General features: G+C 71.2%; 13 protein-coding genes and 1 pseudogene. 6 read left to right on the top strand and 8 right to left on the bottom strand.

All coding sequences use genetic code 11. The features are described 5' to 3' along the window. Nucleotide 1: 1 nt before the first annotated feature. Nucleotides 2-571, bottom strand: coding sequence for a hypothetical protein (locus WME79_RS41655; protein ID WP_437526685.1), 570 nt, complete (start codon nt 569-571; stop codon nt 2-4). A gap of 255 nt (nt 572-826) precedes the next feature. Between WME79_RS41655 and WME79_RS41650 the strand changes: the two genes are divergently transcribed. Beyond that, a complete protein-coding gene (locus WME79_RS41650) occupies nt 827-2,197 on the top strand; it encodes an OmpP1/FadL family transporter (protein ID WP_437526682.1) in 1,371 nt (456 codons plus the stop codon). 86 nt (nt 2,198-2,283) lie between these two features. Here WME79_RS41650 and WME79_RS41645 read toward each other — a convergent pair whose 3' ends face one another. After that, nucleotides 2,284-3,081: a response regulator transcription factor gene (locus WME79_RS41645; protein ID WP_437526679.1), complete on the bottom strand. Its 798-nt coding sequence runs from the start codon at nt 3,079-3,081 to the stop codon at nt 2,284-2,286. 59 nt (nt 3,082-3,140) lie between these two features. Between WME79_RS41645 and WME79_RS41640 the strand changes: the two genes are divergently transcribed. From WME79_RS41640 to WME79_RS41630, 3 genes are read left to right on the top strand one after another with little or no spacing between them, the layout of a single operon-like run. Further along, nucleotides 3,141-4,253: a DsbA family protein gene (locus WME79_RS41640; protein WP_437526676.1), complete on the top strand. Its 1,113-nt coding sequence runs from the start codon at nt 3,141-3,143 to the stop codon at nt 4,251-4,253. After that, a complete protein-coding gene (locus WME79_RS41635; RefSeq protein WP_437526673.1) occupies nt 4,250-5,023 on the top strand; it encodes a 3'-5' exonuclease in 774 nt (257 codons plus the stop codon). The genes WME79_RS41640 and WME79_RS41635 overlap by 4 nt, the downstream gene beginning before the upstream one ends. A 4-nt stretch (nt 5,024-5,027) precedes the next feature. Beyond that, a complete protein-coding gene (locus tag WME79_RS41630) occupies nt 5,028-5,597 on the top strand; it encodes a hypothetical protein (protein ID WP_437526670.1) in 570 nt (189 codons plus the stop codon). Between the two features lie 31 nt (nt 5,598-5,628). On the opposite strand, the gene folK is transcribed toward WME79_RS41630, so the two are convergent. The 6 genes from folK to WME79_RS41600 form a co-directional block, all read right to left on the bottom strand. Continuing rightward, on the bottom strand, nt 5,629-6,126 hold the full coding sequence (gene folK / locus WME79_RS41625; RefSeq protein WP_437526667.1) for a 2-amino-4-hydroxy-6-hydroxymethyldihydropteridine diphosphokinase: 498 nt from the start codon (nt 6,124-6,126) through the stop codon (nt 5,629-5,631). Between the two features lie 143 nt (nt 6,127-6,269). Continuing rightward, the gene (locus WME79_RS41620) at nt 6,270-6,635 is read right to left on the bottom strand and encodes a hypothetical protein (RefSeq protein ID WP_437526665.1); all 366 of its coding nucleotides are present in this window, start codon (nt 6,633-6,635) and stop codon (nt 6,270-6,272) included. Nucleotides 6,636-6,690: 55 nt separating this feature from the next. Next, on the bottom strand, nt 6,691-7,647 hold the full coding sequence (gene gshB / locus WME79_RS41615) for a glutathione synthase (RefSeq protein ID WP_437526662.1): 957 nt from the start codon (nt 7,645-7,647) through the stop codon (nt 6,691-6,693). A gap of 72 nt (nt 7,648-7,719) precedes the next feature. After that, the gene (locus WME79_RS41610; protein WP_437526659.1) at nt 7,720-8,595 is read right to left on the bottom strand and encodes an anti-sigma factor family protein; all 876 of its coding nucleotides are present in this window, start codon (nt 8,593-8,595) and stop codon (nt 7,720-7,722) included. Then, on the bottom strand, nt 8,592-9,227 hold the full coding sequence (locus tag WME79_RS41605) for a sigma-70 family RNA polymerase sigma factor (RefSeq protein WP_437526657.1): 636 nt from the start codon (nt 9,225-9,227) through the stop codon (nt 8,592-8,594). The genes WME79_RS41610 and WME79_RS41605 overlap by 4 nt, the downstream gene beginning before the upstream one ends. A gap of 85 nt (nt 9,228-9,312) precedes the next feature. Then, nucleotides 9,313-10,056, bottom strand: coding sequence for a polyhydroxyalkanoate synthesis regulator DNA-binding domain-containing protein (locus tag WME79_RS41600; protein ID WP_437526654.1), 744 nt, complete (start codon nt 10,054-10,056; stop codon nt 9,313-9,315). A gap of 114 nt (nt 10,057-10,170) precedes the next feature. Here WME79_RS41600 and WME79_RS41595 point away from each other — a divergent pair. Both WME79_RS41595 and nuoH read left to right on the top strand, forming a co-directional pair. Beyond that, nucleotides 10,171-10,944: pseudogene (locus WME79_RS41595) on the top strand (ABC transporter ATP-binding protein); the annotation flags it as partial. Nucleotides 10,945-11,053: 109 nt separating this feature from the next. Then, nucleotides 11,054-12,991 (top strand): NADH-quinone oxidoreductase subunit NuoH, encoded by a 1,938-nt coding sequence (gene nuoH / locus WME79_RS41590; protein WP_437526651.1) that lies wholly within the window; start codon nt 11,054-11,056, stop codon nt 12,989-12,991. Nucleotides 12,992-13,001: the final 10 nt, after the last annotated feature.

Genomic DNA, 13,001 nt, shown 5'->3' with positions numbered 1-13,001 from the left:
CTCACGGGAGCGGGCGCGCCGGGTCCCTGTCGCAGTTGATGACCGGCGCCGGGTAGCTGCTCGGATCGGCGATTCGCTCCATGGCGAAGGTAGAGCCCTTGAGATTCAGGGTGAGCGGCCTCGCCGTGGTGCCGGTGATAACGCCACAGACGAAGTCGGCGGGCGCGCAGAGGGAGCCCGTCAGCGTGATGGTGGCCTCGAGCTCGCTGCCGGAGATGGGGTTGGCGTCGCCCGGCACGACGAGCGTGGGCAGCTGCGCGGTGAACTTCCCATCGGCGGCCAGCTCGAAGGGACCCACGTCGAACGGCTCGCCCGTGGGCGTCCTGCGATCGTCGGCCATGAGCGGCTGGAAGGTGAGCGAGAAGCTCAGGCCGCCGTCGCTGGCCTCGGTGGTCAGGCTGGCCACGAAGAGGATAGGGGCCTGTGGGTTGAGATAAGCCGAGAGGCTGAAGAGGAAATCGCCGTCGACGGCGCCCGCTTCCGGCAGGCAGTTGTCCCCGCCGCCAGCGCCGCCGCTTCCGTCGCTGCCACCACCCCCCTCGCCGCCGCTGCTCTGGTCTTCGCGGATCATGGTATCGCGAGCTTCGAAGTCATCGTATCTGCCTGCTGGGTCGGCGCAGCCGATGAGGAGCGCGGTGGTGGTGAGGGCAGCTGAGGCGAGCGTTGTCCAGATGGTGCGGGAGAAAAGCATTTGACACCGTGCGAAAGGTGACATTTGACTTGAGCGGGTCGAACATTCCCCGACGTGGCAGGTGTTGCAACCCTACCATGCAGGGTCCGTCGCAGGCGCCGCATTCCTCCGCCCTCAGAATCGAGAACACCGGATATGTCCATCAACCGCCCCTGTTTCGCGATCTCCGTCGGCCTCCTCGGCGGTCTCGCCTGGACCGGATCCGCGCACGCCGGTGGGTTCGCGACCGCGCGGTTTGGCGGCGAGCACGGCAACCCGATCACGAGCAATCCGACCGCGGTCTACTACAACCCCGCAGGCCTCGCCGAGAGCGAGGGGATTCATCTGTTCCTGGACGGAAATATCGCGCTGCGCGCCGCGTCCTACACGCACTCGGCGGCGGCGACCGATGATGTGACGGTGCCGCAGGCGAACACGGGGGAGGCGACCCTGTTCAACGTGGCTGCCGCGCCGATGCTCGGCGCGTCGGCCAGGCTCGGCGACCTGGCGCTGGGCGCCGGCGTCTATGTGCCCTTCGGCGGCGCCGCGTCCTGGGACACGAACGCGGCGTTCGAGGGCAATCGCGAGCTCGCCGGGCCGGTGGACGGCGTGCAGCGCTGGCACTCCATCGAGTCTTCGCTCCAGGCGATGTTCTTCACGCTCGCCGCCGCGTACAAGATCCCGGCGCTCCGCCTCAGCCTCGGCCTCTCGGGCAACCTGATTCGGACCCAGGTGAACACGGTGCGCGCCCGCAACGCCTCCGGCGACAACCTCCTTGCGACCGAGGGACGCTCGCTGCTCGAGGTGAGCGGCTTCCACGCGAGCTTCGGCGTCGGCGCGCTGGTCGAGGCGGTTCCGAAGCAGCTCTGGATCGGCGCGTCGTACCAGTCGCGGCCGAACGTCACAGGGGGAGAGACGCTCGAGGGCACGCTCACCAACCGCTTCAGCGGCGTGTCGAGCTCCCCGAACGACGTGGAGCTGCACGAGGGCCTGCCAGATATCGTGCGGCTCGGCGCCCGCTTCGTCCCGGCGGAGCGCTTCGAGGTCCGGCTCTTCGGCGACTGGTCGCGGTGGAGCTCGATGGAGAACCAGTGCCTCACCCAGGTCGGCGCGGCGTGTGAGATCGACCGCGACGGCTTCGCCGGAGAGGGCGCCCGCGTGGTGCAGAACATCCCCCGCCGCTGGAACGACACGTTCGGCGTGCGCGCGGGCTGGAGCCACTGGCCGCGGCCTGCGATCGAGGTCTTCGGCGGCGTCGGGTACGACTCCAACGCAGTTCCGGACGAGACCCTGGATCCATCGGGCGTCGATTTTCACGATGTCTCGTTCGCCCTCGGCGGGCGCTTCCATGTCGCGGAGCAGCTCCACCTCGCCGCGTCGTATACCCACCTGTTCTACGTCAGCCGCGACACCACGGGGGACAGCATCACCGCGGGCCTGCACCCCAATTCGAGGGCTCCCGACTCCGGCGGGCACTACGCGCAGAGCATCGGCGTGATCAACCTCAACGTCGATGTCGCCTTCTGAGCGCAGAACCTGAGCGCGGAATCTCAGCGCGTTGACCGAGCGCGAGCCCGCGTCGCGGCGGAGCCGCCGCGCCGCGGCGACGCTCCTCAGGACGTGGAGCGCCGCGTCCGGCGGAGCAGGCTGAAGATGCGAGCCCCGAGCTCGGGGGCGCGGAAGGGCTTCACCATGTAGTCGTCGGCGCCGCTGGCGAAGGCCTCGACCATGTCCTGCGAGGAGGCGTGCGCCGTCAGGAAGAGGACCGGAAGATCGCGGAGCCCGGGCTCCTGCCGCAGCGTCCGGCACAGGTCGATGCCGGTCATCTTCGGGAGGTTCCAGTCGAGGACCACGAGGTGAAACGGTGAGCCGCGGACCCGCGCCAGCGCCTCTTCCGCGCTGGCGACGGCGACGACGGCGAGCTCGACCGCCTCGAGCATCGCCGACAGGAGCTCGCGGATGTGGGGGTCGTCGTCGACCACGAGGACCCGCGAGCCTTTGCCCTTCAGCCGAGGCGGCGCAGGGGGCGGCGGCGCCCGGCCCGCCGGGCCGGCGCCCTGGACGCCGGATGACCCGGCGGGCCCGGCCCCGTCGGCGGCGCGGAGGAGCGCAGCGGCGTCGGTGTCGGGCACGGATCCGGGGCGGGGCGCCTCCGTCCGCGCGAAGTGGGCCAGGCGATGCCAGTCGCGCGGCTCGAACGTGAGCCGCGCCCCCTCTGGTGAGACCGACGCGCACGCCGCGGCCGACGTCGCGCGGCGGTTTTCGCCCAGCTCGAAGATGGCGAGCACCCACTCGCCATCGGCCACGACCTCCCCCGCGGGCAATCCGAGCTCGAGGTCACCCTCCTCCGGATCGCACACGATTTGCTCGAACTGCTGCAGATCCGGGAAGCGGTAGAGGACGCTCCGCACCTCTTGACGCTACACCCGCGCTAGCATCTCGCAAGGGGTCCGACTAAGCTCGCGCCGCGATGTCATTCCTGCGCTGGATGCCGCCGCTCGTCGCGTTGCCGTTGCTCGCGATCGGCGCCACGGGCTGTCCTGGGAACCCGAGCTCGAACGAGCCCAAGCCGGCCCCGAGCCCGGAGGTGTCGGTCTCGCTGCCGGGCGTTGATACCTCCTCGCTGACGCCCCGCGAGCGCCGGGAGTGGGGGGCACAGGTCTCCGAGCTCCTCTCCCCTTGTCCGGACACGCCCGTGAGCATCGCGCAGTGCGTGAAGGAGCAGCGCCCGTGCAAGGCGTGCCTCCCCGCCGCGCAGCTCCTGCTCGATCTGGTCAAGGACGGCCGAGCGAAGAAGGAGCGCGAGGACGCGTTCCACATGCGCTTCGACGCGAACAAGGTGAAGACGCTCGCCACCGACGGCTCGCCGGAGATGGGGCCGCCCGACGCGCCGATCACGATCGTCGAGTGGGCCGACTTCGAGTGCCCGTTCTGCAGGCTCATGTCGCCGCTGCTCGAGGAGCTCGTGAAGCGCTTCGACGGGCAGGTGCGCCTCGTCTTCAAGTTCTACCCGCTCTCGGCGCACGTCCACGGCGAGCCCGCCGCGCGCGCGGCGACCGCCGCGCTCAACCAGGGCAAGTTCTGGGAGATGCACCACCTCCTCTTCGAGAACCAGGACAAGCTGGAGCAGGCCGACCTCGAGCGTTACGCGCAGCGGCTCAAGCTCGACATGGTGAAGTTCCGCGCCGATCTCGTCTCGACCGACACCAAGGCACGGATCGACAAGGACAAGCTGCAGGCCGACGGGGTCGGGCTCGAGGGGACGCCTCTCATCTTCATCAACGGCCGCGAGGTCAACCTCCAGCTCCTCACGAACCCCGGCGAGGATCTCGAGGCGTGGATCAAGCTCGATCTGGAGCTCCTCGGCAAGACGCCGCGGCCTGCGCCCCCGAAGCCAGGCGACGCGTCGCCCTCCGGCAGCGCGATCCCCGCTGCCAGCGCGATCCCCGCTGCCAGCGCGACCCCCGCTGCCAGCGCGACCCCCGCCGCCGGGACCAGCGCGCCAGCGGGCGGCGCGGCGCGCCCCGCGACCTCGGCTGCACCCGTCCAGCCCGCTCAGCCCGCCAAGCCGAGGACGCCGTGAAGGTCGCCGACCCGTGCGGCTGCTTCCCGACGGGCCGGCACTACCCTGGGATCGCGCACCTCCTCAAGGTGCGCGCCGTCGGTGTCGCCTCGGAGATTGACGCGGGCAGCGCCTGGATCGACCAGCCCATCGCCTTCGTCGACGTCGAGACCACGGGGCGCGATCCGGCTGGTGATCGGATCATCGAGCTCGGCATCGTCATCGGCCGCGCCGGGGAGATCCTGACGCGTTACAACTGGCTCATCCACCCGGGGCGGCCCATCCCCGCGGAGAGCACCGCCATCCACGGGATCAAGGACGCGGACGTCGAGGGCAAGCCGTCGTTCGCCGAGGTCGCGGAGGAGATCCTCGCCTGCTTCAAGGGGGCGATCCCCGCGGCGTACAACGCCACCTTCGACCGCTCGTTCCTTCTCGCCGAGCTCGAGCGCGTGGGCATGCGCCCGCGCGAGCCGCCGCCCGCCATGCGGCGCGAGGTCGACTGGGTCGATCCGCTCACGTTCGCCCGCGAGCTCTACAAGAACGAGGAGAGCCGCGCGCTCGGCGACATGGCCGCTCGGCTCGGGATCTCGCTCGAGAAGGCGCACCGCGCGACGGACGACGCCGAGGCGGCGCTCCAGGTCCTGTACGCGTTCGCGAAGGATCCGCGTGTGCCTCGCGCCTACGGCGGCCTGATCCAGGAGCAGCGGCGGCTGGTCCGTCTGCAGGACGAAGCGCGGAAGCTCTGGCGGAAGGCTCCTGCTGCGGCGCCCCCGACCTCGAAGCCCAGCTGACGTCATGGGGGACGCGCCGAAGCGACGCCTCCCGGTCGTCGGCAGCGGCGCGGCAGGCGCGGCGCCTCCTCGAGGCGGCGCGGCAGCGCCGGAGAAGCGCAAGCTCCCCGTGCTGCAGGGCAGCGGCGACGACGAGGGTGAGGACCGGCCGCCGTGGCACTGGATCGCGCTCGGGACGGTGGCGATCTTCATCGCGTGGCTGCCGCTCGCGGGCCTCGTCAACACGCTGCTGCGCCGGATGATCGAGCGGGCGGGGGACGCCGGGGCAGAGGGCTCGGTGCGGCTCGCGATGGTCGGGCTCAACGTGGTCGCGTTCGCGCTCGCCGGGGTCGCCGGCGGCTACCTCGTGGGGCGGTTCGGCGGTCGCGCCGGGCGGCGCGAGGCCGCCGCGAGCGGCGCCGTCGTCGCGACGCTCGCCTGGGCGCTCGCCCTCGCCGAGGGCGCGCCGGCGGGCGCGCTGGGGTGGGCGTTGCTGCTGGTCGTGGTGGTCACGATCGGCAGCGCGGCGTCGTACGCCGGCGGCAGCGCCGGCCTCCGATCCCGCGCCGCTTCCGGCCCGCCGCGCTCGCGCTGAGCGCCGCGCCCGCGCGCCGCAGCGGCGCCGATCAGCTCGGATCGAGCTTGCGAATGGGCGCGCTCGCCTCGGGGAGCGCTGCGTACGCGACGGCCGTGCGAGGGTCGCGCGCGTCGGGGGCGACGTCGAGCAGCGGCCTGAGCGCGAACACACGGTCGCAGAGCCGCGGGTGAGGCACCTCGAGATCCGGCTCCGCGACGACCTCGCCCTCGATCCAGAGCAGGTCCAGATCGATCGTGCGCGGCCCCCATCGCACCGGATCGGGGCGCGTCCGCCCGAGCGAGCGCTCCACGGCGAGGGTGCGCTCGAGGATCTGGCGCGCGGGCAGCGACGTGGCGATGAGCACTGCGGCGTTCACGTAGTCGCCCTGCGGAGGGCCGCCTGCGGGCGGCGACTCGTAGCGCGACGACTCGCGGATGACGTCGAGATCGGGATCAGCGCCGAGCGCCGCGATGGCGGCGCGGAGGGTCGCCAGGCGATCGCCCAGGCTCGACCCGAGCCCGATGACGACACGTCGGCGGGATCTCATGGCGAGAACCTACCACGCGGCGCGCGTCCTTCAGCGGCCCGCGCGGCCCGCGGCGCTCCGCGCGGAGAGCGGGCGTCGCTCCGGAGAGCGGCGCGAGGAGGGCGTCGGCGCGCGCGAGGAGGGCGCTGGCGCGGCCGTCGCGATCACTCGCCCGGATCGCTGGCGCGGCGTCCTCCACCGATCCGCCGGCCCTCCGGCCGCGGGGGGAAGACGCGCCGATCCTCGGGGTTGCGGCGCGCGATGGGCGAGCGGCGCTCGATGGACGGATCGCGCTGCGCCGGCTGCGCGCCGCGCTGGAGCCCCACGAACAGCGCGCGCATCTCCTCGAACGTCTCTGGCATGGCGACGGCCACGGTCGCCGCGTGCGTCCGGCACAGGCTCAGCGAGCGCCCCTGGATGACCACGCGCGCCATCCGCGTCCTCGCGCGAGGATCCCCGGGCGCTCCGCCCTCCCGATCGCCCTGCTCGCCGTCGTTGCACACGGCACACCGCTCGAATGACTCGCCCATGGGGGAGCCTTCGCAGAGGCGGGCGCTCCGGGCCAACTTTCCGGAGCGAGGTGGCTCACGCGCGCGCGGACCGGCCGCGCGCCTGCTCTTCGGCCCAGGCGATCACCCTCGCCGCCGGATCCGTGCCGGTGAAGCGCCCGAGCTCCTGGATGCCCGTCGGGCTCGTGACGTTCACCTCGGTCAGGCGCTCGCCGATGACGTCAAGGCCCACGAAGTAGAGGCCATCGGCGCGAAGGCGAGGCGCGATCGCGCGGACGAGATCGAGCTCGCGCGGCGAGAGCTCCGTCGAGACCACGCGCCCGCCGACGTGGATGTTCGAGCGGTGATCGTCGTCGCGGGGCACCCGGAGGATGGCGCCGAGCAGCTCGCCGTCGAGCAAGAGGACGCGCTTGTCGCCGTGGACGACGGCGGGCAGGTACTCCTGGACCATGGCGAGGCGGTGCCCCTCGTTCGTCATCATGTCCGCGATGGCGCGCGCGTTCTTGTCGCGCTCGTTGATCTGCAGCACGCCGAGGCCGCCCGCGCCGTCGAGCGGCTTGATCACCGCCGTGCCGCCGAGGGCGCGCACGAACGCGTGGATCTGATCGCGGTCGGCGGTGACCAGCGTCCTCGGCGTCCACTCGGGGAAGTTCAGCGCGTAGAGCTTCTCGTTGGCGTCGCGCAGCCCGCGGGGGTCGTTCACGATGAGCGGGCAGCGCCGCGCGCGCTCCAGGATCAGCGTCGCGTACAGGTAGCTGCGATCGAACGGCGGGTCCTTGCGGATGAAGATGGCATCCACGTCCGCGAGCCGGAGCCGCTCGGGGCCCCCCGCGAACGAGATGAACGGGGGCGCGTCGCCGATGAGCAGCGGTGAGGCCGAGGCGTGCGCCTCGCCGCCCTCGATCGAGAGGTCGCGCGGCAAGCAGTGGTAGCTCTCGTGGCCGCGCGCCTGCGCCGCTCGGATGAAGGCGAACGACGTGTCCTTGTCGTGCGTCACGCGGCTCAGCGGATCCATGACGAAGACGAAGCGCATGCGGTCTCTCGCGGTAGGGGGTGATCGAGGGAGGGGAGGAGGGCGCCCGCTATGGAACGAGCGCCGGTGCGCTCACTGCATCGCAGCGAGGACGAGCTGCGTGCTGACGTCGTCGCCGAGATCCGAGGCGAGCGCGTAGCCGACGCCGCTGCGCTCGGCGGCGGCGACCGAGTAGCCGTTGATGTTGCCCACGTAGACGGGGCGCTCGCGCACGACGCGAGGCTGCAGGATCGGCTGCGCCTTCTGCACCGGGACCGCGCGCGAGTTGAACATGTAGACCGTCACGCGGTGGTTGCCCCGCACCACGAACTGGAGCAGCGCGGCGCGCCGATCGCGCATCGTGTGCACGCGGGCGCCCATGAAGTTCGCCGGTATCGACTGGAACTGCGGCCTGCGGACCGGGACGCCGACGAACGGATCGAAGCGCGGGAGGTCCTCCGGGTTGGTCGTCTCCGGCGGCAGCGGCTGCGCGTGCTGGGTGACGAGATCGTCGAGCAGGACCTCGACGCTCTCGGCGCCCGCAAGATCGATCGCCGCCCTCGAGGCGGCCGCCTTCGCGGCGTCCGCCGGTGCGTCCGGCCGCCGCGCCACGCCCACGACGAAGACAACGCCCGCCGCCGCGGCGAGCGCGATCGCGTACCCCATGTGCACGAGGCGCGGCCTCGCCTCGACCGACTGCGCCGCGTCGCGCGCCGTCCCGCGCGCCTGCTCGTGCGCCACCGCCGCGGCGACGCGCGCCCGCAGCGCGTCCGGGCACCCCGACGGCCGCGCCCGCTTCAGGCTCGTCCGCAGCGAGCGCAAGAGCCTCACCTGCTCGAAGCACGGAGGGCACTGGACGAGGTGAGACTCGAGATCGACGGCGTGGTCCGGATCCAGCTCGCCGTCGACGTAGGCGGACAGCGCGTAGTCGAACCGCGAACAGCTCTCGATCGATTTCGCAGCGCTCATGCGGCACCCCGCTTCCGCTTGCGGTACGCGTCCAGGTCGGCGGGCGCGTCCTTCGCCGCGTCCTCGCTGACGATGCCCATCAGGACCGCGTGCTCGCGCAGCGTCTTCTGGAGGAGCTTGCGGCCCCTGTGCAGGCGCGACATCACGGTGCCGATCGGGCAGCCCATCGCCTCCGCGATCTCCTTGTAGGAGAGCTCCTCGATGTCCGACAGCACAACCGCCAGCCGGAACTCCTCGGGCAGGGCGTCGAGGGCGCGCTGCACCTCCGCCTCCACGAGCGGCGTGAGCGCCTGGGTCTCCGGATCGCGCATCGCGCGCATCGTCGTTGCGCCGACCCACGCATCGGTGAGCGGCTCGGCGTCGGGGCCGTCGAAGATGCCTCGCTCGAGGCCCCCTCGACGGTACCGGTTGATGAACGTGTTCGTCAGGATCCGAAGCAGCCAGGCCTTGAGGTTGGTGCCCGGCTCGAACTGACCCCGGGCACGCATCGCCTTGACGATGGTGTCCTGGACCAGATCCTCCGCCTCCGTCGAGCTCTTCGTCATCCGGCAGCTCACGCCATACAGCGTGTCCAGATGACCCAGCAGCTCGATCTCGAAGGCGTCAGCGCGGGCACCGTCGGTGCTGGCCAACGACAGGTCCTGCGCTACGGACGCAGGTTTCTTGCTGAAGAAGAACGGCATGGGCTCGCCCGGGGGAACAGAGGAGCGCCCAGGGCTATTCCAGCCTGCTCTCGCTCCCTTGACCCTCGCCCGCGGATTCGTCCGCGCCGGAGCCCGCCTGGAGCGGAGCCGCGCCCTCGATGGGTTCACCCGCACGTCCCTGGAGCTTCGCCTCCAGCTCGTCAATGCGCTGCGACAGGCGCTTGACATCGGCCTGGAGATCGCGGACCAGCCCGAGGCCCGGGAGGATGGCGCGGATGCGCTCGTCGACGGCCTGCTGCCACTGATCGAGCGTCTGCTTCGAGCTCTCGACGATCCCGCTCAGGCGCCCCTTCGCGTGGCTCGACCTGTCCGCGTCGAGCGGCGGGGGCGGGTGGGACGATGGCGACACGGGCGTCGCCTGCTCCGTCCCCGGGACGGGCGCCGTTCCAGGCGCCGCCACGCCGCCCTCGCCAGGGACCGCGCCGGGGATGAGCCGGCCGATCGGGCCCTCGCGCAGCTGCGAGAGCAGCCGCTCGCCACGCTCCTGGATCAGATCTCTCAGCGTGCCGAGCGGGACCGAGCGCGGCTGCGATTTGAGATCCTCCGAGATGATCAGCGCCAGCGTGACCTCGGTCTTGTCCTCCTTGGTCGCGTTGTCGATGATCTGGACCTCTTCGCCAGCCCGGACCATCTCCCCTATTTGCTGCAGGGTGACGTAACGACTGTCCTTCGTGTCGTAGAGCTTCCGATTGGAGTAGCGCTTAATAACGCGACGCGGTACCTCGCCGCCTCCCAGAGTCTCCTTCGCCGTTTCCATCTCCTCTACGCCTCGAGTCGATTGGACCACCGCAAGAAACCTCGCGCAAGGGAAGATCACTCGATATCACTCAAATCATTCGACAAAAGAGACCGCGTGCAGGGGCCGGCGATCGATCTGCGTGATGTGGCCGCGAGCTATCCCACCGGGAGGCTGGCGCTGGAGGGGATCAGCCTGGAGGTGCGCGCGGGCGAGCTCTGCGCCGTCCTGGGGCCGAACGGCGCGGGAAAATCGACGCTGGTCCGGGTCCTCTCGGGGGCCCTGCGGCCGGCGCGGGGCGAGGCGACCCTGCTGGGGAGGCCGCTCGCCGGCATGGACCGGCGGGCGATCGCGCGGTGCGTGGCGGTCGTACCGCAGGGGATCGCCTCGGCGCCCGGCTTCACGGTGCGCGAGGTCGTCATGATGGGCCGCGCGCCGCACCAGGGCGCGTGGATGCTCGCCGCCGGCCGAGACGAGGAGGCGGTCGCTCGCGCCCTCGACGCCTGCGATCTCGTGGGGCTCGCGGGGAGGCCGGTGGCCGAGCTCTCCGGCGGCGAGCAGAAGCGGGTGGCCATCGCCCGCGCGCTCGCGCAGGAGGCGCAGGTGCTGATCCTCGACGAGCCCGGGGCGCACCTCGACATCCGCCACTCGATCGAGGTCCACGAGGTCGTGCGCAGAGAGGTTGCCGAGCGGCGCCTCGCCTGCGTCGCGGTGCTGCACGACCTCAACGCGGCCGCTCAGTACGCCGACCGCGTGGCGCTCCTCAAGGCCGGGCGGCTGGTCGCCCACGGCACCGTCGAGGAGGTGATGACCTACCGCCGGCTCAAGGACGTGTTCGAGGCAGAGCTCTACGTGGGCGTGAACGAGCTCGACGGCAGCCGTTACTTCCTCCCCGTCAGAGGCCGGTAGGTAGACAGAGGGAGCGCTTTTCTCCGCATTCTCGACCGCGCGAGCGGCGCGGTTTATAAGCGGTGCCATGCGCGGATCTCCACCCTGGAGAGCTCTCTCTCGAGGCTTCTTGCCGTGCCTCCTGGCCCTCCTCGCGCTGCTCGGCGCGGCCGGCTGCGCCGAGAGCAGGACGGCGCCCGAGCTCCTGAGCGTCGTCGACGTCGTGCCGCGCGAGGTCGACCTCGGCGACCGCATCGAGATCCTCGGGACCAACCTGCCCACCGCCGAGGCGAAGGAGGCGGTCGTCACGTTCCGCGGCACCCTCCGTCGCCCGGGTCAGGCGCCGCTCACCGGCCAGAGCATCGAGATCGAGGGCGCGCAGGTCAGCAGCACGAAGATCTCGCTCGTCTTCTCCGAGGGCCTGCAGGCCCGCTTCGCCGGCCGCGGCGACGACGCGGTGCACACGACCTTCCACGGCGACGTCGTCGTCGAGATCCCCGCGACCGCGCAGGGAGCGCTCCCCGTGAACGGCACGGTGAGGGGCGTCACCATGGACTTCCTCCCGCCGACCCCGCGCCGCGCGGTCATCGAGGCGCGCGTGAAGGAGGGGGGGCGCGCGCTCGCGTTCTTCGGCATCGAGGTCGCGGCCGAGGCGCCGCCCGCCGGCGGGCTCGTCGTGGCGGGCGTGCGCGACGGGAGCCCGGCGAGCCAGGCAGGGCTCCAGCCCGGCGACGTCATCACGCGCTTCGAGGGCGTGAAGGTCCTCTCGAAGGGCGACGTGATCCCGAGCGGCCACGAGCGGCGGTCCGCGGTCGGGATCCGGCGGGGCGGCGCGACCCCGTCCGAGATCGAGCTCTCGACCGAGGGGTTCCACGCGAGCGCCCCCACCGATCTGCTCGGCGCCGGGATCCTCCTTGGCGTGGCCGCCGCGATCATCCTGCTCTTCATGGCGCCGACCGCGGGGATCATCACCTGGGTCGAGCGCCGCGTGTCGGCGCGCATGCAGTCCCGCATCGGGCCGAACCGCGCCGGGCCGCAGGGCTTCCTCGTGTGGGTCGCCGACGGGATCAAGTCGATCATGAAGGAGGACGTCATCCCGGCCGAGAGCGACAAGACGCTCTTCCGGCTCGCGCCCTACCTCGTGTTCGTCGGCGTGTCGGCCACGTTCGTCGTCATGCCGTTCGGCCAGTACCTCATCGCGGCCGACCTCGACATCGGGATCCTCTTCGTGATCGCCGTGACGTCGCTGGTCACCATCGGCCTCATGACCGGCGGCTGGGCGTCGAACAACAAGTGGTCGCTCCTCGGCGGGATCCGCTCGGCGGCGCAGATCATCAGCTACGAGATCCCCGGCGCGGTCGCGATCGTGTGCATCGTGATGATGACGGGCTCGCTGCGGCTCCAGGACATCATCGGCGCGCAGGGCGGCGCCGGGCCCTCGCTCCTCGACGTGGGCGGCTGGCCCTGGCACTGGTTCGTCTTCCGCAACCCGATCACGTTCGCGCTGTTCTTCCTGTATTTCACGACGGCGCTCGCGGAGGGCAACCGCGCGCCGTTCGACCTGCCCGAGGCGGAGAGCGAGCTCGTGGCCGGCTACTCGACCGAGTACTCCGGCATGCGGTACCTCTTCTTCTTCTTCGCCGAGTGGGCGAACGTGTTCGTGATGTGCGGCATCGCGAGCGCGCTCTTCCTCGGGGGCTGGCAGATCCCCGGCGTCTCGCCGGCCCAGCAGGAGGCGAGCTTCGGGCTCCAGCTCGTCGGCGTCTTCCTCTTCCTGCTGAAGAGCTGGGCTCTCGTCTTCGTGGTCATCTGGATCCGCTGGACGCTGCCGCGCGTGCGCATCGACCAGATGATGAACCTCTGCTGGAAGTGGTTCGTCCCGCTGTCGTTCGTGGCCTTCCTTCTGACGGCGCTCTGGATGGTGATCGGCGTCAGCAAGACGGTCCAGCTCGTCATCAGCGTCGTCACATTCGCCGCCTGGGCGTACCTGTTCATCCACTTCATCCGCAGGGTCCAGCACAACCTGCGGGAGGCCAAGGTTGCGCTCCACCTGAATCCGTTCCTCTGAGCGCAAACCG

The organism is Sorangium sp. So ce726 (assembly GCF_051521405.1).
In the GTDB taxonomy this organism is placed as follows: domain Bacteria; phylum Myxococcota_A; class Polyangia; order Polyangiales; family Polyangiaceae; genus Sorangium.
Note: the sequence above shows the minus strand (reverse complement) of the source record. Positions and strands in the feature narration are given on the sequence as shown.